This is a genomic window from Streptococcus sanguinis, from assembly GCF_900635155.1.
In the GTDB taxonomy this organism is placed as follows: domain Bacteria; phylum Bacillota; class Bacilli; order Lactobacillales; family Streptococcaceae; genus Streptococcus; species Streptococcus sanguinis_G.
Map to the genome: position 1 here is coordinate 1,514,840 of NZ_LR134002.1, position 24,792 is coordinate 1,539,631.

Annotated in this window: 16 protein-coding genes; 2 read left to right on the forward strand and 14 right to left on the reverse strand. The window is 48.7% G+C overall.

Going from position 1 to position 24,792, the window contains the following annotated elements; genetic code table 11:
* Positions 1 to 95 precede the first annotated feature (95 nt).
* Both ELZ47_RS07535 and ELZ47_RS07540 read left to right on the forward strand, forming a co-directional pair.
* Positions 96 to 803 (forward strand): ABC transporter ATP-binding protein, encoded by a 708-nt coding sequence (locus ELZ47_RS07535; protein ID WP_002912147.1) that lies wholly within the window; start codon positions 96 to 98, stop codon positions 801 to 803.
* Between the two features lie 14 nt (positions 804 to 817).
* Positions 818 to 1,651 (forward strand): lantibiotic ABC transporter permease, encoded by an 834-nt coding sequence (locus ELZ47_RS07540; RefSeq protein ID WP_125331450.1) that lies wholly within the window; start codon positions 818 to 820, stop codon positions 1,649 to 1,651.
* Positions 1,652 to 1,693: 42 nt separating this feature from the next.
* Here the strand turns inward: ELZ47_RS07540 and ELZ47_RS07545 are convergent, their stop codons facing one another.
* The 14 genes from ELZ47_RS07545 to ELZ47_RS12095 form a co-directional block, all read right to left on the reverse strand.
* Positions 1,694 to 2,389: an LrgB family protein gene (locus tag ELZ47_RS07545; protein WP_125331449.1), complete on the reverse strand. Its 696-nt coding sequence runs from the start codon at positions 2,387 to 2,389 to the stop codon at positions 1,694 to 1,696.
* Positions 2,382 to 2,762, reverse strand: coding sequence for a CidA/LrgA family protein (locus ELZ47_RS07550; protein ID WP_002900667.1), 381 nt, complete (start codon positions 2,760 to 2,762; stop codon positions 2,382 to 2,384). Before ELZ47_RS07550 ends, ELZ47_RS07545 begins: the two co-directional genes overlap by 8 nt.
* 173 nt (positions 2,763 to 2,935) lie before the next feature.
* The gene (gene asp5, locus ELZ47_RS07555; RefSeq protein WP_002915525.1) at positions 2,936 to 3,157 is read right to left on the reverse strand and encodes an accessory Sec system protein Asp5; all 222 of its coding nucleotides are present in this window, start codon (positions 3,155 to 3,157) and stop codon (positions 2,936 to 2,938) included.
* Position 3,158: 1 nt separating this feature from the next.
* The gene (gene asp4 / locus ELZ47_RS07560) at positions 3,159 to 3,341 is read right to left on the reverse strand and encodes an accessory Sec system protein Asp4 (protein ID WP_125331448.1); all 183 of its coding nucleotides are present in this window, start codon (positions 3,339 to 3,341) and stop codon (positions 3,159 to 3,161) included.
* The gene (gene gtfB / locus ELZ47_RS07565) at positions 3,334 to 4,686 is read right to left on the reverse strand and encodes an accessory Sec system glycosylation chaperone GtfB (protein WP_125331447.1); all 1,353 of its coding nucleotides are present in this window, start codon (positions 4,684 to 4,686) and stop codon (positions 3,334 to 3,336) included. The genes asp4 and gtfB overlap by 8 nt, the downstream gene beginning before the upstream one ends.
* A complete protein-coding gene (gtfA, locus tag ELZ47_RS07570) occupies positions 4,670 to 6,190 on the reverse strand; it encodes an accessory Sec system glycosyltransferase GtfA (protein WP_126435709.1) in 1,521 nt (506 codons plus the stop codon). Before gtfA ends, gtfB begins: the two co-directional genes overlap by 17 nt.
* Positions 6,191 to 6,202: 12 nt before the next feature.
* A complete protein-coding gene (gene secA2, locus ELZ47_RS07575; protein WP_126435710.1) occupies positions 6,203 to 8,584 on the reverse strand; it encodes an accessory Sec system translocase SecA2 in 2,382 nt (793 codons plus the stop codon).
* Positions 8,577 to 9,056 carry an accessory Sec system protein Asp3 gene (gene asp3 / locus ELZ47_RS07580; protein WP_002906887.1) on the reverse strand — a complete coding sequence of 160 codons (480 nt, stop codon included), beginning with the start codon at positions 9,054 to 9,056 and terminating at the stop codon, positions 8,577 to 8,579. The genes secA2 and asp3 overlap by 8 nt, the downstream gene beginning before the upstream one ends.
* Positions 9,053 to 10,582 (reverse strand): accessory Sec system protein Asp2, encoded by a 1,530-nt coding sequence (asp2, locus tag ELZ47_RS07585; RefSeq protein WP_125331444.1) that lies wholly within the window; start codon positions 10,580 to 10,582, stop codon positions 9,053 to 9,055. Before asp2 ends, asp3 begins: the two co-directional genes overlap by 4 nt.
* The gene (asp1, locus tag ELZ47_RS07590) at positions 10,572 to 12,152 is read right to left on the reverse strand and encodes an accessory Sec system protein Asp1 (RefSeq protein ID WP_126435711.1); all 1,581 of its coding nucleotides are present in this window, start codon (positions 12,150 to 12,152) and stop codon (positions 10,572 to 10,574) included. Before asp1 ends, asp2 begins: the two co-directional genes overlap by 11 nt.
* Before the next feature lie 8 nt (positions 12,153 to 12,160).
* Entirely contained in the window at positions 12,161 to 13,384 is a 1,224-nt protein-coding gene (gene secY2, locus ELZ47_RS07595) for an accessory Sec system protein translocase subunit SecY2 (protein WP_125331442.1), read from the reverse strand.
* Between the two features lie 31 nt (positions 13,385 to 13,415).
* Positions 13,416 to 14,420, reverse strand: coding sequence for a sugar transferase (locus ELZ47_RS07600; RefSeq protein WP_125331441.1), 1,005 nt, complete (start codon positions 14,418 to 14,420; stop codon positions 13,416 to 13,418).
* A gap of 16 nt (positions 14,421 to 14,436) precedes the next feature.
* Positions 14,437 to 17,661, reverse strand: a complete 3,225-nt coding sequence (locus ELZ47_RS07605) for an SP_1767 family glycosyltransferase (RefSeq protein WP_126435712.1) — start codon at positions 17,659 to 17,661, stop codon at positions 14,437 to 14,439.
* 345 nt (positions 17,662 to 18,006) lie between these two features.
* On the reverse strand, positions 18,007 to 23,070 hold the full coding sequence (locus ELZ47_RS12095; RefSeq protein WP_420031190.1) for an LPXTG cell wall anchor domain-containing protein: 5,064 nt from the start codon (positions 23,068 to 23,070) through the stop codon (positions 18,007 to 18,009).
* Positions 23,071 to 24,792 lie beyond the last annotated feature (1,722 nt).

The following is a 24,792-nucleotide window of genomic DNA, read 5'->3' on the forward strand; positions in this document are numbered from 1 at the left end:
CATAAAGATTCCATTCACCCTTTCCGGCTTTCTTTGCCATTTTCCTAAGGAAAAGGTATAATAATTGTAAATTGAAGAAAATAAAGGAGACATGTATGAATCAGTATCCTCTGGTCTATCTTGACCATGTCCATAAAAATTATGGCGACGCACCCGCCCTCTATGATGTGAGCTTAAACATTCAGCCTGGCAGAATCATCGGACTTCTAGGTCCTAATGGCAGCGGCAAGACAACTATTATCAAGCTTATCAATGGTCTCTTGCAGCCCACCTCTGGCCATATTTATCTCAAAGGCGTCAAACCTTCTCCTGATACGAAAAGAATCGTTTCCTATCTACCAGATACGACTTATCTAAGCGACAGCTCTAAAGTGATTGAAGCTGTAAAATATTTCCAAGATTTTTATGATAATTTTGACAGCGCGAAAGCCATGCAGCTTCTAAAGGATCTTCATATCGATCCTCAAGCGCGCATCGGAAGCCTTTCAAAAGGAAACAAGGAAAAAATGCAGCTCATTTTGGTCATGAGCCGCCATGCGGAACTGTATATCCTAGACGAGCCTATCGGTGGTGTCGATCCAGCTGCTCGTGACTATATCCTGCAGACCATCATCCAAAATCGCACGCCTCAGTCTTCTGTCATCATTTCCACCCACCTGATTGCGGATATCGAGCCAATCTTGGATGAAGTCATCCTGATTAACCAAGGTCAGATTCTTTTGCATGAAAATGCTAATCAGCTGCGCCAACAATACAATCAATCCATTGATAATCTCTTCCGCAGCCAGTTTCGCTTTTATTAGGAGGTCTTCATTATATGTTTGGAAAACTCTTTAAATACGATTTTAAGTCTAATTACAAATGGTATTGTATCACCTTTGCCATTCTTCTCACTCTATCTATCTTGATGGGATTCATAACTGGCAGCAGCTTGAGACCGGAGGTCATGGAACGCTATAGTGACTACCCAATGGCTACTAGTGGTGTTATTTTCACTTTATACCTACTCTTCCTCTTGCTGTTTTCTGCATCCTGCGCTGTCTTTCTGTCCAATACCATCATTATTATCCGTCGGTTTTATAAAAATGTTTTTGGGCGAGAAGGCTACCTGACTTGGACCTTGCCGGTTACGCCGCATCAGATTCTTCTGTCTAAGCTTCTTTCCGCATTTGTTTGGACCCTCTTGTGTATGCTGACCATGTTTATTAGCGGCCTTGTCATTTTTGGCATTGCCCTCCCTATTACCGGCTATTCATTTAATGAGATTTTTAAATATATTGGCGAAATCCCAAATTTATGGCTTTGGATTGTCAAATACGGCTTCCTTAATCTCCTTCAAATCCTTTCTGGTATCCTCTTCTTTTATCTAGCAATCTCAGTTGGACAGCTATTTAAGAAGAATCGGATTATGATGGCTGTGCTTTTCGGATTTTTGATTTGGAGTGTTCTGGCGATTCTGTCAATCTTCTTACCTAGTTTCTTCAATCCATATGGATTATTTGATTCATACGTTTATAGTAACTCCGCTACAAACTTTGAACAGATGATGGATGTCTTTCTTCTTATCCGAATCGTCTTTGAACTGGTCAAAATTTTTGGTTTCTATTTTACAATCTATGTCATTGTAAAAAACAAACTAAATCTCCAATAAACAAAACAAGGTTGAAACAAAACGTTTCAACCTTATTTATTTTTACTTCAGAATAATGGCTGCCACGATGGGGCTGACCAGAACGTACATGAGCCCAGTCACGCCAATCGCAAGTCCTGCCATAGCTCCTGCGACCTGACCGTATTTAAAGGCGGTTCCCGTTCCTACCGCATGGCCTGTTCCCCCTAAAGCTAGACCGATAGCTACTGGATCTGTGATTTTTAAGATCTTAAGAAGCGTTGGACCCAAGACACTGGTCAGAATTCCCGTCGCAACCACCACCACTAATGTCACTGTAGCAAGTCCTTGCAGCTTGTCTGTGATACCGACAGCCATGGCCGTTGTGACAGATTTCGGAAAAAGAGAAACAGCCAGAAAAAAATCCATGCCGAAAAACTTAGCCAACAGAGCAGTAAAGCTAGTATTGACTACAACCGCCGCAAATGTCCCAATCAAAATACTGCGTGCATGGTGCTTCATCAAATGAAAAGTCTTGTAAAGCGGAATCCCCAAAGCAACCGTAGATGGCACAATTAGGTTGTTTAAATAGGAGCCGCCGACATAGTAATCCTTGTAGGAAATACCGGTTAATTTCAAAAAAGCAATGACCAAAACTGCTGCAATCAGCAAAGGAGTTGTCAAAGGATGAGGAAATCTACGAAAAATCAATAGGCCGAACAGATAGGCCAAGATAGACAAGGCAAGGCCAAAGAGAGGGTTGCTCCATAATTCAGACATTGCTGGCGTCTCCTTCCTCATAATCTCCTTCAAAACGAGTCTTAATCAGCTGCACCACAACTGCGATCACGCAGACATTGAGCACAATCGCTCCTAAAACAATCAAAATAATCGGCAGTAGATAAGGTGCAATGACCTGAAATTTATCCATGATACCAACTGCTGGAGGCAGAAAAAGAATGGTCATATTTGCCAAAAGAAAATTGCCAACCATGCTGATATGACGCAGGCGCAGGAGCTTGAACTGCAGAGCCAAAAACAGCAAGACCAGACCAATGATACTACCCGGGACAGGTAGGTGGAAAACACTTGAAATCCCTTCTCCAACGAGGGAAATCATAAAAATAATCATCAACTGAACGTATAATTTCATACCAAACCTCCATCACTAGTATATCCAGTTTACTCCTTTTCAGAAAAATATCAAGGTGCTTTCAGAAATTAAAACCTTTACATAAAAAATCAGCCTATAAAAATTCCCTCCATTGTCTGCAATAGAGGGTCTTTCTTTTTTAGCAGTCGTCTGAGTAACTTCCTAGACAGATGCTAGATGGATTGAATCATAAAGAAAATCATGAGCACAATCAGGGCAAGGCTTGCCAAAAGAACTAGGATTTTCTTTGCGAGGTGGGTTTCCCAGTAACCTGACTTGCCAATCGATGTATTGGTGTCTCTATAAAATTGCTGGCTCTCTCTGGGAAGAAGACTAACCAGCAAAATCAAAACAAGGGCTGCTACAATGGTAAGTGTAATCAATATTGTTTGCATTTTAGTTCCTCAAGGCTCCAATCAATGTAAAAATCAAGCCAATCAAGATCATCAAGCCCAAGGCGATGACAAAGGCCTTGTTGAGATTTTCACCCAAGCTAGCCTTTTCTTTCTTGGGCTTGCCATGCTTGAGTTCATCTAACCGTCCCTCAATATCCTTATGAAATAAATCTTTTTTAGCCATGCTGACCTCCTAGTACGCTTTGGAGAGTCTCCTGATAAAGACTGACAGGCACATCGTTAGCATGTCGGCCTTGTGCTTGCAAGGCTGACCGCATCTGGTCGACACCGGATAAGGCTTCTTCCAGACTTGCTGCCAGTTGAGCTGGCTGACTGCTGTCGAAAATATGCTGCTGGGCAATGTAGCGCCTGTCATGCAGGGTCTGCTCAAAGCCAAGAATCAAGAGATTATTCTCAAAAGCCTTGCGCACTGCCTGCAGGACCTGACCTCCGTGATTGATATCCAGATAAATATCTGATTCCAAGTAGAGCTGCTCAATCTGCTTGAGACTGGCATTTTGATAAAGGACGACATTCTTATAGGACAGCATGGACAAGAGCTTGGGTGACATTTCCGTGAGAGCTGCAATGCGAAAAACTATCTGTGGCAAGGCCTGAACCAAGGTCTCTAAGCCTTCAATCTGATCCGAGTGGGTCAGGATTAAAGCATCTTTTCGTAGGAAGTTGTCCCGCTTGAAATCATAATGATAGCCTAGATGCAGGAACTTCTGCTGCTGGTCAGCTACAGCCAAACTCATGGCCTTTTCATAGGTCGTCAAGTCTGGAATGACAATGGTCTGCGCCCGCAGCTGACTATTTTCCAGAATCAACTGCATATTGCCCGGAAGCTCGTCATACAGGGGCTCCTGCCAAAAGAGAATGTCCTGTCCAGCTCGACCCGTCAAGCTGTGAGAAACTAGGAAAGAATAGGCCAGCGAATTAAAGAGAATGTGATCCAAGTCAAAGTCTAGCCGCTCTAAAAAGAAACGGATAAAATCCACTCGGCTTTTAAAAATTCGCAAGGGCTCTTGGTCCAGAGTCAGGATGATGTCACCCGTGGCATGATTTTCCACGATACGCTCCTGACCATCTGTGCTGTAGTAGGTCGTGTTGAAGGCTTCCTGAGCAGATTTATAAGCCGTTTTGGCAAAGCATCGACCTTGCTTATTATAGCGCTCACTCAGTCGCAACTGACCTTTTTTATCCAGCCAGTCCACCTGTTTGACCAGCCGGCCCTTAGCCTGATTAGCATAGTGAATCCGTGCCCTTTCTTCTCCCATGTCACTGACACGCGCCGACTGATGGTCGCCTGTAATTTCCCAGAAAGGCGGCACTGGCACTTGATTGAAAAAGAGTGGGTGGTCTACTCCCTCTTCATCCCCTAGAAAATATGTATAGGGAGATATCATGTCGTCAGGCAGAAAGCCATTTGCCTCAATGACAATGGTCGGACAGTCATAGCCAGCTGCAAGGAGGGAATCATGCAGATCCTGGGTTTCCTGATTGTAATAATCAAAGAGCTGAATCATCTCTGACCTCCTTTAAAAGCTGGGACCAAGCCGCTTCAACCCAGTTGGTCAAATAATTCTCAGCCACTTGATAAGAGTGTTGGCTCATCTCCTGCTGGCGTCCTTGGCTAAAGAGAGCTACTATTTTCTCCACAAAAGCAGCAATAATCTGATCCTCGACCTGATTGGAACTGACTGGCAGCAGATAGCCATTTTTACCATCATCGATAAAAGTCTGATTGCCATAGCGGACATCAAAGCCGATGAGGGGCAGACCTGATCCGACCGCTTCCATGAGAGTCAAACCAAAGCCTTCACTGGTTGAAGCTGTCAGATAAAGCTCATAGCCTGCATAAATCTGACTCAAATCTGCATGCCCTTTAAGCCGAATGTAGTCTTGAGCTCCTGCTTCCTCAATCCTACGTCGCAGCTTCTCCTCTTCGCCCCCCTTACCGTAAATATCAAGAGTCAGCTCAGGCAGCTGGTCATGGGCTTGGACGGTCGCTGCCACTAGCCAATCAATATGCTTTTCTGTAGCAAGACGCGAAGCCGTAATCATAGAGAAAGGCTTGCGAGGCTCTTTGGGATAAGTCAACTGGTCAAGACTGCCCACTGGTATGGTCACAATCTTGGGCTGCTTGTCCGAGTAATGCTGGAACTGCTGTTCTAGAATCGTTTTCTGAGCCTCTGTTGCCACGATGAAAAAGTCCACCTTGTCAGCATTGGTAAACTGGTAGTCATAAAAATTGTTCCAGAGAATGTAGTCGTCGCTGCTGGCATTTTCACTGAAATGCTCCGCATGGACCACTACTCCCAGCTTAGCCTTCTGGCTCTCTTCAAAGACAACCTGACCAATCCCTGTCTCCCTATCCAAGATGACCACATCATCTGACTGCAGCTGCAAACACTGAAGAAAATAACGGACCAGCTCAGCCTTGGAATAGAAAATCCGATCTGAAAAGCGATAGAGCTCTTCCTGACCATCCTCTATCAGCATGTCATAGGCCACACTGCCGTCTTCATGGTAGAAACGCCGCTGGTAGAGGGTTGCGGCGTCATTGTGAGGCGCGAAGTATTCACTGGCATAGCGGACATAGGAGAAATAATCCTTGCGAATCAATCTCCCCCGCGAGACATACTCTACATGCTCCACAAAGTCCTGGTCTTCCTGCCGCAGATAACAAGTGATAAACTGATCATCCTGCGGATAGAAATAGCGGACAATCTTGCTCTCTCTCTCCGAGCGCTCCGGCTGACCTGCGACTTGAGCCAGCACCTGATCCAGCGTCACAGTCGTCGGCGCAATCTTGATATCCGTAAAATAGTTATAGAGCCAGATAACTTCCTCATCCAGAAAACCGATATTTTCCGTCAGATGCTGGATATTATCCGCTAAAATCATATCCATAAAGATAAACTTAGCCGGCTGCTGGATTCTGCGCAGAAGCTGGGCCCGATAATCTTGGGCGTATTCCACACCGCTACTGGCCCAGCCAATGCCTAAGTTGATGTTATATACTGTCATATTCTCCTCGTCTTACGGGAAGTACATGATGACTTCTCCTTTAGGGTTGAGTGCCAATTCACTCATCAAAAGATTCTTGACGATCTGCTGCTTCATGCGCTCCTTCATATATTCAAAGCCATCGTAAGCCTCTTGATAGTACTCTACCAGAGGATTTTTCATAGAGAAATGCTGACCGCTCAAGGCTGTCTTGAGTTGCTGCAGATAGTCCACCTGCTCGACCCAGTTCTCATCAATAGCCTTGAGAACGGACACCCGCTGAAAATGGGTAAAGAGCTTGTCAGACTTGAGATAGGCTTTCTTTGCCTGCAGCTCCTGCTCGGCAATATCCTGCAAGAGCTCTGCGATTTTCTCCGGCGAATAAATATCAAAATCATAAGGAATACGCTCAGCATGATAGCTGAAATGGTCTAAAATAAAGCGATAGAGGTCAGCCCGCGTCGCATAGGACTGCTCATAAGCCGCCTGATGAATGACCTGACTAAGGACGCGGCTGATTTCTTCGTCAATGCGCTCTTCAGCTTGAATCAGGCGATTGCGCTCAGCATAGGTAATCTCCCGCTGAATCTTCATACACTGGGCATATTCCAGCGTCATCCGACGGGACATCTTGGCACTGCTTTCGCTAGCTCTCTGAGCCTTTGCCACTAAGTGTCTGAAACGGCGCTGTCCCAGCTGGACTGGATGTTTCTCAACCTCTTCAGTAGAGTAGTCCTTGTAGAACTTCTTGAGCCAGTCCGGTCCCCACTTCCTGAGCAAGTCATCTTCCAGTGAGATGAAAAATTTACTGATACCTGGATCACCCTGGCGACCTGAACGACCACGAATCTGTAGATCAATCCGCTGGTTCTCCATCCGCTCAGTACCAATCACCACGAGACCGCCCAAATCTGCGACACCTGGTCCCAGTTTTATATCAGTACCGCGACCGGCCATGGATGTAGCCACCGTCACCGCACTTTTCTGCCCAGACTCAGCGATAATCTGCGCCTCACGGGCCGCATTGTTGGCATTGAGCAGATTGTGGGCGATACCTTCTCTCAGCAGTAGGGAAGAGTAAATCTCTGACATCTCCACTGAGCCTGTAAAAATCAAGAGTGGATTGCCTTGAGCATGGTAGTGCTTGACCTCGTCCAATGAAGCAAAGACTTTTTCTGGCAGGGTCTGGTAAAGCTGGTCTGGCAAGTCTTGGCGTATGACTGGCTGGTTGGTCGGAATCTTGATGACAGACATGGAGTAAGTCTCCATAAACTCGCTCTCCACCACCTTGCCGGTTCCAGTCATACCAGAGATTTTCCGGAAGAGCCGGAAGAGATTCTGATAGGTAATGGATGCCATGGCCCGCGTTTCCTCCGTCAGCTTGACATGCTCCTTGGCCTCAATGGCCTGGTGCTGACCTCCCTGAAGCCGGGTCATTTCCAGCAGACGGCCGGTTGAGCGGTCCAAAAGTAGGACCTCTGCCTCTTTGTCACCCTGGCGGACAACGTAGTCCTTGTCCTTTTTGTAGAGCTTGTGGGCCCGCAAGGCTAGATTGAGGTGGCGGACCAACTCTTGATTTTCCTTGGAGAAAAGATGCTCCAAGTCAAGAAAAGACTCTGCCGCCAGAATACCTTTCGACGTCAGCCAGACTTCATTCTTCTCGTCATCGTAGTGATAATCCTCGTCTTCTTTCAAAGTCGTAATGAAGGTATCCATGATACCATAGAAGTTTGACTGAACCCGAGGGGCACCAGAGATAACCAGAGGGACCTGAGCGCTGTCCAAGAGGATGGAGTCAATCTCGTCGATAATCACATAGTTGAAAGGACTAAGATACTGGCTGTCCTTGTTCTCTGCTAGATTTTCAATCAGATAGTCAAAGCCCAAGGCACTATTGGTCGTATAGACAATATCCGCCTGGTAAATCTGCCGCTTCTGCTTGGGCGTCAGCTTTTCAGTCTCATCCGCTACCACAGCTGTCTCAATAGTCAGCCCCAGAAAACGATAGACCTGTCCCATTTCCTGAGCATCCCGCAGAGCCAGATAGGTATTGGTAGTCACCAGCATAGCTCCTTGACCAGACAGGGCATTGAGATAGAGCGGCATGGTAGCCGTCAGAGTCTTGCCCTCTCCCGTAGCCATCTCAGCGACATTGCCCTCATGAAGAACAATGGCCCCCATGACCTGCACATCGTAGGGGAACATGCCCAGGACCCGCTTGTCTGCTTCCCGCACGACAGCATAAGCCTCTGGCAGCAAGTCGTCTAAAGTCTCACCTGCGGTCAGTCTTTCCTTAAATTCCTGTGTTTTCTTTCGCAGTTCAGCGTCTGACAAGCCTGCCATTTCTGACTCAAAGCTCTTGACTTTGGCTAAGATTTTCTTTAAGCGCTGAATTTGAAAATGATTTTTAATCATCAGACTCCTCTATGATTTGGTCAATGTTTAGGCAATGAAACTCTAAGGACTCAACTCCTGCACTCAGCAGCTGAACCTTATAGCTATAGGCTTCGTTTGGGTAGGTAAAGATCATACTCTCCGAGCGCTCCACTTGATTGCTGATTTCTTTCTCATAACGGTCAAAGAAGATGATTTTCAGAAAGACGCTGGATTCAGGATAGGTGGTCATATCTCTAGACAGGCAATAGCGAGCCCCCTTTTTGAGCAAGGGGAGAGCAGGCACCTGCCGGTCTCGCTGATAGTTCCATTTGGAAGACCATTCATGGATGGTCTGGCCGGAGGCCATCAGTTTATTTTCAAAAAATATATGTGAAGGGGAATGAATGATAAGGGTAGTTCCATAGAGATAGGTAAAGTCAGTCATTTTACCAGCTGCCGAAACCCCTCTCAGCTCTCCCCAGTAAATGCCCTTTCTTTTTTGAATCTTCATTTCTTTCTCCCAAATTCCTTTTCCAATATCATTCGATAGTAATTCATAAACCAAGACACAGACACAGCTAAGTCGTCATTATGCCGTCCCGGGACACCTCTGCTAATCAGCTTGGCCTCGGTCAGATGAAGAGCTGCTACCAGGTCCTCATAGGCCGTCGGATCATAGTCCTCTTCTCTCATATAGGCGATACCAAAGGTCGTCCGGCTGAAATCAGCCTTCTCAAACTTATGCCAGTAGCGTTGATTCAGTTCTTCTACATGTTCCTGATCTTTGCCACCCGTGTGACGGTGAAGGACATCTAGAGCCGTCGGAAAGACCTCGGGCAGGCGTAAACGACCACGTTGGGCAATAGTGCCTAGATTTCCCAAGGGCTTGGACAAAACGATAGCCCGCGGACGAAACTCCGAACCGTAATAAACCGCACCATAGGTCCCCATTGACATGCCTGATAGAATCAAATCCCGCTCGGTAAAGCCCAGAAAGTCCAAATGTTCTTGGATAATCTTATGAATACTGCTCTCCAGCTCCTGACTGCCCAGATAAAACATACCGCCATCCACGCGCGGATCTGAAAACAAGAGAAAAGGACAGCCTAAACTCCGCATCATTCCAAAGCCCTCGAAGCCTTCCGCCCGACGGTAACCAGAAAAATAAACAGCCAAAGGCGGCTTCAAATCTCCCGGATAAAAGAAGTAATTAATCTCCTGACGGTGGCTATCGCGAAAAATCTTCCCACCCAGAACATACTTACCAAACTCAAAGCGGGTCAGACGCTGATGCAGAGCGCCAACCTGAATCCATCCCACTCCTCTAGCCTCTAAACTGACTCCCAAATAGGAAGTAAAGTCATTGTCCAGAACCATGGATTCCCGCATGTCCTCTTCTGCGAAAATAGTCTCGCGAGCAATGTCCGCAGTCGAGCCTTCCTGGATATTATAGAGGCGCAGCCGCAGCTCACAGCTGCCGGACTTTTCATATTCAAGCCAGAGTTCAACTGGATTGAACTTGTTGGCAATAATATTGTATTTCCATGACACGATTGGCTGAAAGTCCTGACCAAAGTCACCTTCCAGCTCTAGATTTTCATAGCCATTGTAGCAAATCTTGCCCCGAAATCCAGGGCTAACGACCATATCAAGCGGGGTCATCTTATCCCCATACTGGCCGGAAAAGAGAGCCTTGGACAGCTTGCGGACTAGATCAGCTCGATCGCTCATATCCGTTGGCTGAGCGCAGTGACGCTTGAGAAAATACTCAATATCCGCTTCCTGGGTTTCCTGTTGCTGATCATAGAAAACCGTATGGGGGACAATCTTGTCTTCAATCATAAACAAATCTGGGATTCGACGCAAATCGTCCACCAGAATCGCATCAAACTTGCCAATCTTATCCATCTCCATGACCTTTTTGATAGCTAGATTGGAGTTAGGAAAGAAATAATACCAAGCCATATTGTCTGGAATGGCAAGCTCCTTGCTCCAGTCGCTTGAGCCAATCTGTAAGATTTTCAGCTTATTTTGCATTCTCAGCCTCCTTGAGCCACTGCTCCCACCGGCCAATCAGCTCCAGACCAGTATTATGATGGATTTTTTCAATAGAATAAATCAGGGCCTGGTTCCAATTTTTCAAACCTTCCAAGTAATATTCTGCAGCAGTCGGAACATCAGAGATAGAGTCTAAGATATAGCCATTTTGCAGATGGGTCACATAGTCCGAGCCCACCAGATTAATCTGCGGAATCCCAGCAGAAATACCAGCAATCTGCGTATAGAGATTGGGCTGCTCACTCAGGTCAATAATTAACCGTGTATCATCCAGCTCCTGAATCAAGCTGAGCTCGTCCGTGATATTCTTAATGGTGAAACGGAGGTCCTGCTCCTGATTTTCCAGCAGGGCATTCTCAGCCTGCTCACTGCGGCGGTAGTTCTTGACAAATTCATACTGATTCAGATATTCATCAATAACCTCCTGCACCTTGGTCTCCACCTTTTGGATTCCTTCCTGCCAAGCATTGTAAACACCGATAGTCAGCTCTGTATCCGGATGCTTGGCCACATAGTGGAGAACCTTGAAGATGGCATAGTCATTAAGCCCTTCTTCCAGATTAATCTGATAAAAAATCTTGGATTCACGACGACGCTGGCTCTTGCCCAGCTGCAGACGAGTATCAAAAGGCGACAGGTAATGCACCTTCTGAGCCTGCCCAGGCAGGTAGCGCTGAATAGCCTTCTTGAAATCCATACGATCAGTCAAGACTAAATCCGCCTGCTGCAAATCTGCATCTAGAGCTGGCCAATCCACTGTATGATTGCGCTCGTGGAAAAAGCTGAGAATGATTTGAACATTCTTGGGCAATAAGCGCAAAATGGCTTGAGTGTATAAGGGATGCGTTGCTAGGACAAACCGGCTGTCCTCTCCTGCATTGCGCTCGATATAGTGGCCCAATTTCTCCAAGATTAAGTCTGGCATTCGCTCATACTCCAGCTTATCAAAGTCCAGTAAGTAAGCAGGATTGACCTCTACCCGGCAGTTGTCAGGCTTGAGATGCTCACGAATCCGCCAGTCACCATCCGGCTGTAGGTAGTCCTGATAAAGGGGCTGCCCCTCTTCATAATAGGTGATACTGGAGACAAATCCCCGATCATCAAAGATATAAAACTTCTCCAGCTGGTCATCCTTGAAAAACTTGATGAAGCTGATAAAGCCTTCTACTCCAAACTCGATATGAGCATAGAGATGGCCTTGCCTACGGACCATGACTAGAAAGGGCGTATAGACAAACTCGCAGTCTGGCTCCCAGTCCAGATCCTTGATTTGTAACACCTGCATTTCTTTAGACTGGATTCCCTGAATCTCGTCAAAAACTGAGTAATAATCCGTCTCAAAAATATCCTGCCGATGCAAGAGGTAGCGGGCATGCGGCATATAGGCTGGCAAAAGCAGCTGGACTGGCAGATTTTCACTTTGAAAAATCCGAATCTGATGAATCGAATCATCAAACTCCAAACGCTGCATGGAGCGGTACCAAGGGACAATATCCCGGTGCCAAACTCGATCCCCACTGCCACTCCATGAAGGAATAAAGTAATACATAGTTTCTCCTACAACAATGAACGATAACGGTCATTAAGCGTCAAGGCCTCCACCTCGTTCTTAATAGAAAAGACCATTCCGATAAAAATCATAAAAATCCCCGGAATCATGCTGAGCCGCAGATAGCGAATATCCAGCAACACCACCATCATAGGCAGACCAGCAATCATAATCAGATAGAAAGCACCCACAATAGCAAAATAAGTCACCAAGCCATTGATATAATGGCGGGTCGCTACTCCGGGATAAACATTTTCAATATACTCTCCACTCTTTTGCATCCGCTCAGCAATCTGGTCGCCACTGATATTGATAAAGGCGAAGGCCAGCGCCAGGATGAAAATGGTCAGCAGATAGAGAATAAACCAAGCCGGACTTCCCATAGACAGCGCCTCTATCCACTGCTCAATCAGCTGATTGTCCGGCTGGAGAAAGTGGATAATCAAAAGGAAATACTGAGGAATGCTGACCAAGGTCATAGCGTACATAATCGGCATCCCACCAGCAGGATTAAGACGAATATCCAGATAAGAGTATTTCTTGAAACGGTTATGGATATTGATCTTATTGACTGGAATTCGGTACTTGGACCGCTCAACTGTAACAGCCAGATAGAGAAAGACTAGGCTGAAAACCAGCAGCATGCCCAGCCAAAGTGAAGAAATCTTCAACTCCTGAATGGAATGCCAGATATCCTGCGGAATGTAGGCAATCATACTGGCCATGACGATCATGATAGATCCGCCTAATCCCATGGCAGAATTCAAATCAGTCAGCCAGACCAGCATGTAGGTTCCAGCCATCAAGACCAAGGTATCTAAGACCATAATCGTAGTCATATCCACTCCACCTGCTTCTTGCAGAGGCAGGTTTAGGACCAGCGCCACTGACTGGATCAAGGCAATGACTAAGGTCAGCAGCATCCGTCGCCTTTCTTGCACCTCCATAGGCAGCTTGCTCAGATTCAGGCGCTTAGAAACGGCAAACATCTGCCAGATCAGCATGGAGGACATCCAAGGAGATAGTCCGATAGAAAAGAGGGACATACTGCGCAGATTTCCCCCCATCAGGGCTGTCGCATAGTTCAAGGTCGCAGAGGTCCCGTCCATGGCAGCTGCCTTACTCATATTGATGAAGGGCAGGGTCAGCTTGGTTCCCAAGACATAGATAAATAAGAAAAATAAGGTCCACAGAAACTTCTTGATAATGACCGGTTTAAAAAATGACTTCACTCTGACTCCTTATGATGATGGCTTGAGAACTTTAAGACAAGACTTCCATCACCGCATCTACTAAGACTTTCTTGCTAAAATAACCTTCCTTGAGCAGGAAAGAGAACTTTCTAACCCGCTCGACCATAGCCTGATACTCCTCGGCAGTCAAGCCTTCTACAATCCGACTGGCTTCTTCCAGACTGTCTACGACAAAGCCCAGACCGCGCTCGCGAATCAGCTCCGCATTGGACAGGTAAGAAGGGACGATGACCGGAATCCCAGCTGCCAGATAAGTGGCAGACTTATGAGAAATATTGAGACCATAGTATTCTGGCTCGTCTGCTGGATTTTCCTCAACACCCCAGACCAGACCCAGACCACCCTTGGACAGCTCCAAGAGCAACTCCGGCCGGCTGACCCAGCCGCGATAGCTGACATTGGCCTCTGGATTTGACTCTTCTTCAGGCGAAAAAATCTCCAGCGGCGTTGCAAAAGACCAATTGATAAGATGGGGAAAACGCTCCACACTTCCGGCAAAATAGAGCTTGCGGGCAAACTGAGGCTGGTGCAGGGGCAAATCATAGGGATGATCCCACATGCGCTGGACCAAAATCTTGCCCACAGTCAGCCCCTCTGCCACTAGCTTATCCCGCATCTGCTCAGAAGGCACGATAACCACATCGGACTGATTGTACATGTCGATATACTCCGGCATCAGATAATAGTTTGACGGAAACATCAGTGGCGGTACATCATGGATAAAGGTAATCAGCTTGGCCTGCAAAATCTTCAGCTTGCTGATAAAGGCCTTGTCAAACTCCCGACCGTTCCAAGTCGGCGACTGATAGATAACCACATCGCCATAGCCCACACTAGCCATGATACCGTCCAGACGCCGACTGAGCTCAGACTGGCTGTCGCTGTATATATCGTAAAAATAAAAACTCAGTTCATTGAAGCCCAGCTGCTTGGCTAGCTTGGTCACATCATTCTGGGCAATCAAAGCCGTACTCTGGCCAGACATACCGTATAGATTGGTAATATTAACTTTCATATTCTTTTTCTAATCTTCATTCCTGAGCCAGATTGGCAACAATCTGACTGTCATAAGCTTGGTCGTCTCTAAACTCAATATCCTGATCAAAGTTGTGCTCAGCCGTATGCTTGTGCGACAGCTTGACCTTGTGCCTAGCCCCCATCTGGAACCACTCATACTCTGAGTCAATATGCCCAATATCCAGCGCCCGATAGCCTTCCTGAACCAGATCATAGACCAAGACCTTGGCCGTCGGACCCAGCATGGTCAAAATCAGACGATTATCCGCATGCTCTCGAATAGCCTGCTTAATCGCCTCCAGCTTGCTGTAGGCATTGCGCGAAGGACAGATAATCCGCTTGATGGATTTAGCCCCATCAAAGAGGTCATTGCCCACACCAGAGCGGGAAGTCAAGCCCTCTACGATCAAGAGGTCCTTGTCCTGCCATAGCTGCTTAAGCTTTGTAAAGTAGCCCGCAGACGGCGTCTTATCTTCCAAGTCGATATAAGGACGGGAAATAAAAGTCGATCCATACCAAGGTGCTCGGCAAATATTTTTATATTTCTCAAGAAAATGTGGCAAATGATTTAGATTCCAAAAATTTTGGGCATCAATGGAATAGCGCTCTAGCCCTGTAAAGACATCGGGCAGACAAATCATCAAACGCTCATTGCTTTCCATAGACATAATCTCTCTCAAGCGCGCTGACAGTTCTGAATCAAAATCCTGATAGACGATACTGCGGCCCGCAACCAAATCCATCTCCCCATCTCCAAAGCGAACCACTGAAGCACCTTTCTCCAAGAGATAATCCAGCGACTGGTCGATAGAGCGTACAGAAATCTGCCGCTCCTCAGGCTCGGCCAATCTTAGCTTCTCAATAGCCTGCACCATGACTTCAGGGTTATCAGCTGGAAAGATTTCCTGCCCCTGCTGGCCATGGGCTGTACTATCAAAGGCAAAGACCGGCTTGCCAGCAGACTTAAAGCGGGCAATAATATCCCCTACCTCATCACCAGCATTGATATCAAGCAGCAGCTGAGACTTGGCTTCCAGCGACTCCAAGAGAGCCGGAATGCCTGCTATATCTGAACTGACGCTGACATTAGGATACTGGAGCAGACGCGTGATTGGCTCTGCCACCACTACCGGTGCAGCGATGTAGAAATGACAGGCAGGCAGGGCTTGAATCAGATAATTGATATGCATCAGGTCACAAGAGTAGGTGTAGACTAGGCAGGACAGACTTGAGCTATCTTCCTCTTCCACCATCTTTTGAGTCAGGGCTCCGACTGGCTCCTGCATATCCGACCAATCCAGTCCCTGATAGAACCACCAGACCTCACGATAGATGGACTGGGTGTACTCTTTCCAAGGCTTGCGCTCAGTCAGATAGTGAATCACCGGCGGATAGAGACCTTTTTCTGGCTCATAGTCCGAAAAGGTCGTGTGCAGCGTAATACAGTTATAAGCAAAAGGCAGCTCCATCCAGCGATTTTCAAAAAGCATATTGAGAATGCTTTGGTCATCCTGAGTAACTTTATCATGTAAGTTATCAGTCATCTCAATCAATTGACCCGCAATATCGTTTTCTCTCCAGTAGTTCACATTAATTAGTAAAACACCTGAATTAAAAATCTGCTCGCCAAAGTAAACTTCTCCACCCAGATCTCTTACCGCTCCAAGCGGATAGGAACCCAAATCAACTGCAAAAATTTCTGATAAATCACGTGTTACTACAATATCGCAGTCCAAATAAAGAGCTTGATCTTCCTGTACAAAAGTAGCCGTAAAATATCTCAAAAAAACTGAATAATGGATATTTGTCTTATATTGACTAATATGACTGCTATCCACCCGAGCATTGACAATCTGGCAGTCCAGCTTGGCCAGCTTTTTCCGCATGCTGACAAACCACTCTGTCGGAAAATCACTGTTGATGACATAAAACTTGATAAAGCGATTGTGGCAGACGATGGACTTAATGGTGGTTAAGACCTGCTCACTATAGGCAGCATTAGCCGCCAGCACCACAGCCCGAAAGGCTTGCGGCTTCTCTTTTTTCATCAGACTGCGCAGCTTTCTCACCATCTCCTGAGGGTGCTCATGGGGATAGACCAGTTCTTCCTTTTCATTTTTCTTAGTATTGTCAAAAGCCAGAACTGGCTTGCCAAGTGCCTTGAAACGACTGCTCAGTTCATAGTGCTCGTTCCCATGGTGAATATCCAAATAGATCTGGCACTTATCAATGAGTTCATCCAGCACTGCATGGATAACCTGCGGATAGAGATGGATATTTTCATAGCGATCCAAAGAACGCAGATAATCTCCCATATCTGTGTAACAGGCTATATAAAAATGAACCCTAGGCAGGGACTGGGCTAAAAATTCAATCTGCTCCAGCTCTTGCACATCTGTCAGGAGCATACAGTTCAGAGCGGCCTGCTCCCAACGGTCCGGCAGCTCAAACTCTCCCCGATGATGGGCTAAAATCTCCTCCACACTCAAGGCCTGAAAGTCCCACCAAAGCTGGCGGTAGCGATAGCTAACTTCCGAGTTCCATGGTTTGCGGAAGGTCGTATAGTGTATAATCAGAGGTTCCTGATCCAGCTCAAAATGACCATCCCAGCCACTGTAAAAGGCCACCAAATCATGGCCTACCTGCAGATTGTAAATCTTATCCATGGGCAGCCAATCCTGAGCCAGCACATGATTTAAAACCGTCTGATCGCCGTTGAAATCCTCCATCTGGCCAGACTGGACCAAGCCCATGATGCGGTCCGTCTCCTTGATAAAGATCTCCTGCAGCTGCTTTTCTTTCCATGCTCGATTATCAATTAGCAGAACTCCAGAGTTAAATCCATAACCACCAGCATCTCCAACCGCAGCCACAAGCTTGCCCTCCAGAGGAATATCAAATAAAGGCTGCAAATCTCTATTGACCACCAGATCACTGTCCAGATAAAGGACCCGCTCCTCTGCTACAAACTGCGGAATGAAATAGCGAGCATAGGCTGCTGAGCTGATATGGTCCTGAGTCAGCCACTCTGGACTGATAGTCACTTGCTCCAAGCTGATATTGACTAATTCACTGTCCAACTGCTCGGCCAGCTCATTAAAATCACGAAACCACTCGTCACTCAATCCCTGATTGAAAACATAGATTTTTACATTTTTATTGTAATATAAAATCGACTTAATTGCAGTCGAAACTTGCTCCTGATAGGCCTGATCCCCAACCAAAACAATCGTTTTCATTTCTTCCCTTACTCTTTCATTTCATAAACTCTAAAACATCATTTCTATACTTGATATTATATAAAATATTGTCCAAAAAATCTATATTCTCAAGGACTTTCCTGCAGAATAAAGGACACTTTTTTTCTACTAAATTGTCAAAAAAACAGGAAGTTGTCAAAACTTCCTGTTTCTATTGCCTATCGGTTTCTTTTTACTAAATCCTAGTCTAGGATTTTAGGAAGCAAGCACCAGAAATAATCAAGTTATTTCCCTTACGACTTGCTCCGTCCATCACTTCCACAGCTCACTAATTGAGTGAACTTTCGACGGACTAAAAGATAAACTGATCGACTTTATTTACTGCTACTCCTCAGAGTCGCTTTTCTTTTTACGTCTCTTGAAGGCCAAGCCCAATGCTCCTAAGCCCAGAGCCAGGATGGAAGCCTTGCTCTCCGTTTCCCCTGTCTGTGGCAGACGACCTCTGGAAATCAGATCCAGCTCAGACTGTCTTGCTGAAGCGGACAGACTTTCAGATGTGCTCTGACTAGCTGACAGGCTCGTAGACAGGCTTTCCGATACAGACTGACTGACACGGGCAAGCTCGCTGAGGCTAACCGCTGCTGACAGTGACTCACTTGTAGAAAGGCTGAGTGAGTAGAATTCCTTCTCATGAACCAGATCCAGCTGACTATGCAAGACTGAGGTGCTGGTGCTCACTGAGGTAGACTCGCTGATTGACTGAGAATCACTAATCGAAGCACTTTCTGAACCAGACAGACTAGCCGAAGTGCTGGCAGATTCTGAGGCACTTACTGAAGCGGATATACTTGCCAACGCTAAAGCAGATGCACTTACTGAAGTGGATTCGCTGATTGATGCTGACTCACTTGCTGACGCGGAGGCGCTGGCACTTACGGACGCACTCGTTGAAGCGGATTCACTTGCGCTTACGGATGCGCTCGTCGACGCGGATTCGCTTGCACTTACTGATACACTCGTTGAGGCTGAGGTACTTGCACTTGCTGATGCACTCGTTGAAGCTGATGTGCTTGCGGATACTGATGCACTGGTTGAGGCCGATGTGCTTGCTGATACTGATGCGCTAGTCGATGCGGATTCGCTTGCACTTACAGACGCGCTCGTGGAAGCTGAGGTACTGGCGCTTACTGATGCACTGGTTGACGCGGAAGTACTTGCGCTTACGGACGCACTCATTGAAGCAGATTCACTTGCAGACACTGAGGCACTGGTTGAGGCCGATGTGCTTGCGAATACGGATGCGCTCGTGGACGCAGACGTACTTGAACTTACTGATGCACTGGTTGACGCGGACGTACTTGAACTTACTGATGCGCTGGTTGAAGCTGAGGTACTTGCAGATACTGACGCACTCGTTGAAGCCGACGTACTTGCAGATACGGATGCACTGGTCGACGCAGACGTGCTTGCGGATACAGATGCACTCGTCGACGCAGACTCGCTCGCAGATACGGATGCACTCGTTGACGCTGATTCACTTGCGGAGACAGACGCACTCGTCGACGCAGACGTACTTGCACTTACTGATGCACTGGTTGACGCGGACGTACTTGAACTTACTGATGCGCTGGTTGAAGCTGAGGTACTTGCAGATACTGACGCACTCGTTGAAGCCGACGTACTTGCAGATACGGATGCACCGGTCGACGCAGACGTGCTTGCGGATACAGATGCACTCGTCGACGCGGACGTACTTGCACTTACTGACGCACTTGTGGACGCAGACGTACTTGCACTTACCGATGCACTCGTGGACGCCGAGGTACTTGCAGACACTGATGCGCTTGTTGAGGCTGATTCGCTCGCAGATACAGAGGCACTCGTGGACGCGGAGGTACTTGCAGACACTGACGCACTCGTGGACGCGGAGGTACTTGCAGATACAGAGGCACTCGTGGACGCGGACGTACTTGCGCTTACGGACGCGCTCGTGGAAGCCGATGTGCTTGCACTTACTGACGCACTCGTGGAGGCTGACGTACTTGCACTCACGGATGCACTCGTTGAGGCGGATGTACTTGCAGACACTGATGCGCTCGTGGACGCCGAGGTACTTGCAGATACAGAGGCACTCGTGGACGCGGACGTACTTGCGCTTACGGACGCACTCGTCGATGCGGACGTACTTGCGCTTACGGACGCGCTCGTGGAAGCCGATGTGCTTGCACTTACTGACGCACTCGTTGAGGCGGATGTACTTGCACTTACTGACGCACTCGTTGAGGCGGATGTACTTGCTGATACAGATGCGCTGGTTGATGCTGAGGTGCTTGCACTGGTAGACGCGGACGTGCTTGCGGATACTGATGCGCTGGTTGAGGCAGATGTACTTGCGCTTACAGATGCACTCGTTGAGGCGGATGTACTTGCTGAGGTAGACGCACTAGTCGACGCAGATGTACTTGCACTTACTGACGCGCTAGTCGACGCGGATGTACTTGCACTTGTTGATGCACTCGTTGAGGCGGACGTGCTGGCAGATACTGATGCGCTAGTCGACGCTGAGGTGCTAGCACTTACTGATGCACTCGTTGAGGCAGATGTACTTGCGCTTACAGATGCACTCGTCGATGCGGACGTACTTGCTGAGACAGATGCACTCGTTGAAGCAGATGTACTTGCACTTACTGACGCACTCGTTGAGGCGGATGTACTTGCACTTACTGATGCACTCGTTGAAGCGGATGTGCTTGCGGATACTGATGCACTCGTTGAAGCGGATGTACTTGCACTTACTGACTCACTCGTTGAGGCGGATGTACTTGCTGAGACAGATGCACTCGTGGAAGCGGATGTGCTTGCACTTACTGAGGCACTCGTTGAGGCAGATGTACTTGCACTTACGGATGCGCTGGTCGACGCTGATGTACTTGCACTTACTGACGCACTTGTCGATGCGGACGTGCTTGCTGATACTGATGCACTCGTTGAAGCGGATGTGCTTGCACTTACTGACGCACTCGTTGAGGCGGATGTACTTGCTGACACAGATGCGCTCGTTGATGCGGAGGTACTTGCGCTTACTGACGCACTCGTGGAGGCGGACGTACTTGCAGACACAGACGCGCTAGTCGAGGCGGATGTACTTGCGGATACTGACGCACTCGTCGACGCGGATGTACTTGCGCTTACTGAGGCACTCGTCGACGCGGACGTACTTGCGGATACGGACGCACTCGTGGAAGCCGACGTGCTGGCAGACACTGATGCGCTGGTTGAAGCTGAGGTGCTTGCTGATACGGATGCGCTAGTTGACGCAGATGTACTTGCGCTTACTGATGCACTCGTCGACGCTGAAGTGCTTGCGCTTACGGACGCGCTGGTCGACGCTGATGTACTTGCACTCACAGATGCACTCGTTGAGGCTGATGTGCTTGCACTTACGGATGCACTCGTGGAAGCTGACGTACTTGCACTCACTGACGCACTCGTCGATGCGGACGTACTTGCGCTTACGGACGCGCTGGTTGACGCTGACGTGCTGGCACTTACGGACGCGCTGGTTGACGCTGACGTACTTGCGGATACTGACGCACTCGTTGAGGCTGATGTGCTTGCGCTTACTGAGGCGCTGGTCGACGCTGATGTACTTGCACTCACAGATGCACTCGTCGACGCTGATGTACTTGCAGATACAGACGCACTCGTGGAAGCTGACGTACTTGCAGATGTTGATGCACTTGTAGACACGGACGTGCTGGCACTTACTGATGCACTTGTTGAGGCTGACGTACTTGCACTCACTGAAGCACTCGTCGACGCTGACGTGCTTGCAGATACAGAGGCACTTATTGATGCCGATGTACTTGCGCTTACTGAGGCACTTGTCGATGCGGACGTGCTGGCAGAAACTGATGCACTCGTCGACGCTGACGTACTTGCACTTACGGATGCACTCGTTGAAGCAGACGTACTTGCAGATACTGATGCGCTAGTCGACGCGGACGTGCTGGCAGATGTTGATGCACTCGTCGACGCTGACGTACTTGCACTTACGGATGCACTTGTCGATGCGGACTCACTTGCTGACACGGATGCACTCGTTGAGGCTGACGTACTTGCACTTACGGATGCACTCGTCGATGCAGACGTGCTTGCGGATACAGATGCACTCGTGGAAGCTGATGTGCTTGCAGATACGGACGCACTTGTCGATGCAGACGTACTTGCGCTTACTGAGGCACTTGTTGATGCCGATGTACTTGCGCTTACTGAGGCACTTGTTGATGCCGATGTACTTGCACTTACGGACGCACTCGTAGACGCTGATGTGCTTGCGGAAACTGACGCACTTGTGGACGCGGACGTACTTGCACTTACTGACGCACTCGCTGAAGCTGACGTACTTGCACTTACGGACGCACTCGTGGACGCCGACGTACTTGCGCTTACGGACGCACTTGTAGACGCTGATGTACTTGCACTTACTGACGCACTCGTTGAAGCGGACGTGCTGGCTGAAACTGACGCGCTTGTGGACGCCGAGGTGCTGGCAGATACTGACGCGCTCGTTGAGGCGGACGTGCTGGCTGACACTGACGCACTCGTCGATGCGGACGTACTTGCGGATACGGATGCGCTGGTTGAAGCTGAGGTGCTTGCACTTACCGATGCACTCGTCGATGCAGATGTACTTGCACTCACTGAAGCACTCGTCGATGCGGACGTGCTGGCTGAAATTGACGCACTGGTTGACGCTGATGTACTTGCACTTACTGACGCACTCGTTGAAGCGGACGTGCTGGCAGATACTGACGCGCTCGTGGAGGCGGACGTGCTTGCTGACACAGACGCACTGGTGGACGCGGACGTACTTGCACTTACTGACGCACTCGTCGAGGCGGACGTACTTGCACTTACAGATGCACTGGTGGACGCGGACGTGCTGGCTGAAACTGACGCGCTAGTCGACGCGGACGTACTTGCTGATACTGACGCACTCGTCGATGCTGAGGTGCTTGCACTTACTGACGCACTTGTCGACGCGGACGTACTTGCAGAGACAGATGCACTTGTCGATGCCGAGGTACTTGCACTTGTCGACGCGGACGTACTTGCACTCACTGACGCACTCGTTGAAGCCGATGTACTTGCTGACACTGACGCACTTGTGGACGCTGAAGTGCTTGCAGATACTGACGCGCTCGTGGAGGCGGACGTACTTGCAGACACAGACGCACTCGTGGAGGCGGACGTACTTGCACTTACAGACGCGCTCGTGGAGGCGGACGTACTTGCTGATACTGACGCACTCGTCGACGCGGACGTGCTTGCTGATACTGACGCACTCGTGGATGCTGATGTACTTGCTGACACTGATGCACTAGTCGACGCGGATGTACTTGCGGACACTGATGCACTTGTGGACGCAGATGTACTTGCTGACACTGATGCACTAGTCGACGCGGATGTACTTGCGGATACAGAAGCGCTCGTGGACGCAGACATGCTTGCAGATACAGACGCACTTGTTGATGCCGACGTGCTGGCAGATACAGACGCGCTCGTGGAGGCGGATGTACTTGCGCTTACTGACGCACTTGTTGAAGCTGACGTACTTGCGCTTACTGACGCACTCGTTGAAGCTGACGTACTTGCACTTACGGACGCACTTGTTGAAGCTGACGTACTTGCACTTACAGACGCGCTCGTTGAAGCTGACGTACTTGCACTTACGGACGCGCTGGTTGACGCAGACATGCTTGCAGATACAGACGCACTTGTTGAAGCTGACGTACTTGCACTTACAGACGCGCTCGTGGAGGCGGATGTACTTGCGGATACAGAAGCGCTGGTTGACGCGGACGTACTTGCACTTACGGACGCACTTGTTGAAGCTGACGTACTTGCACTTACAGACGCGCTCGTTGAAGCTGAGGTGCTTGCGGATACAGAAGCGCTCGTGGACGCGGACGTACTTGCACTTACGGACGCACTTGTTGAAGCTGACGTACTTGCACTTACAGACGCGCTCGTTGAAGCTGAGGTGCTTGCAGATACGGATGCGCTGGTTGACGCAGACATGCTTGCAGATACAGACGCACTTGTTGATGCCGACGTGCTGGCAGATACAGACGCGCTCGTGGAGGCGGATGTACTTGCGGATACAGAAGCGCTGGTTGACGCGGACGTACTTGCACTTACGGACGCACTTGTTGAAGCTGACGTACTTGCACTTACAGACGCGCTCGTTGATGCGGACGTACTTGCTGACACTGAGGCACTCGTTGACGCTGAAGTACTTGCGCTCACTGAAGCGCTGGTTGATGCAGATGTACTTGCACTTACGGACGCACTTGTAGATGCTGAGGTGCTTGCTGACACAGATGCACTTGTTGAAGCAGATGTACTTGCGCTCACGGACGCACTCGTTGACGCGGACGTACTTGCAGAAACAGATGCGCTCGTTGATGCGGACGTGCTTGCACTTACCGACGCACTTGTTGAAGCCGAGGTGCTTGCAGATACTGACGCACTCGTCGATGCGGACGTGCTTGCAGATACTGACGCGCTTGTGGACGCAGATGTACTTGCAGACACTGACGCACTCGTCGATGCGGAGGTGCTGGCAGACACTGACGTGCTCGTTGAGGCGGACGTGCTGGCAGACACTGACGCACTTGTTGAAGCCGAGGTGCTTGCAGACACTGACGCACTCGTTGATGCGGACGTGCTTGCACTTACCGACGCACTTGTTGAAGCCGAGGTGCTTGCAGATACTGACGCACTCGTTGAGGCGGACGTGCTGGCAGACACTGACGCACTGGTCGACGCGGACGTGCTGGCACTTACTGACGCGCTAGTCGACGCTGACGTACTTGCACTTACTGACGCGCTTGTGGACGCAGATGTACTTGCAGACACTGACGCACTAGTCGATGCGGAGGTGCTTGCTGACACTGACGCACTGGTCGACGCGGACGTGCTTGCACTTACTGATGCACTCGTTGAGGCTGACGTACTTGCAGACACTGACGCACTCGTCGACGCGGAGGTGCTTGCTGACACTGACGCACTCGTTGAGGCGGACGTGCTAGCACTTGTGGACGCTGAGGTGCTGGCAGATACTGACGCACTTGTGGATGCCGATGTACTTGCACTTGTAGACGC

Bases quoted from the DNA above. Each gene is read 5' to 3' on its own strand.
- ELZ47_RS07540 (WP_125331450.1), top strand. From the start codon at position 818: ATGTTTGGAAAACTCTTTAAATACGATTTTAAGTCTAATTACAAATGG.
- ELZ47_RS07605 (WP_126435712.1), bottom strand. From the start codon at position 17,661: ATGAAAACGATTGTTTTGGTTGGGGATCAGGCCTATCAGGAGCAAGTT.
- asp2 (WP_125331444.1), bottom strand. From the start codon at position 10,582: ATGCAAAATAAGCTGAAAATCTTACAGATTGGCTCAAGCGACTGGAGC.
- ELZ47_RS07535 (WP_002912147.1), top strand. From the start codon at position 96: ATGAATCAGTATCCTCTGGTCTATCTTGACCATGTCCATAAAAATTAT.
- gtfB (WP_125331447.1), bottom strand. From the start codon at position 4,686: ATGATTCAGCTCTTTGATTATTACAATCAGGAAACCCAGGATCTGCAT.
- ELZ47_RS07545 (WP_125331449.1), bottom strand. From the start codon at position 2,389: ATGTCTGAATTATGGAGCAACCCTCTCTTTGGCCTTGCCTTGTCTATC.
- gtfA (WP_126435709.1), bottom strand. From the start codon at position 6,190: ATGACAGTATATAACATCAACTTAGGCATTGGCTGGGCCAGTAGCGGT.
- asp5 (WP_002915525.1), bottom strand. From the start codon at position 3,157: ATGCAAACAATATTGATTACACTTACCATTGTAGCAGCCCTTGTTTTG.
- asp3 (WP_002906887.1), bottom strand. From the start codon at position 9,056: ATGAAGATTCAAAAAAGAAAGGGCATTTACTGGGGAGAGCTGAGAGGG.
- ELZ47_RS07600 (WP_125331441.1), bottom strand. From the start codon at position 14,420: ATGAAAGTTAATATTACCAATCTATACGGTATGTCTGGCCAGAGTACG.
- secA2 (WP_126435710.1), bottom strand. From the start codon at position 8,584: ATGATTAAAAATCATTTTCAAATTCAGCGCTTAAAGAAAATCTTAGCC.
- asp4 (WP_125331448.1), bottom strand. From the start codon at position 3,341: ATGGCTAAAAAAGATTTATTTCATAAGGATATTGAGGGACGGTTAGAT.
- ELZ47_RS07550 (WP_002900667.1), bottom strand. From the start codon at position 2,762: ATGAAATTATACGTTCAGTTGATGATTATTTTTATGATTTCCCTCGTT.
- asp1 (WP_126435711.1), bottom strand. From the start codon at position 12,152: ATGTATTACTTTATTCCTTCATGGAGTGGCAGTGGGGATCGAGTTTGG.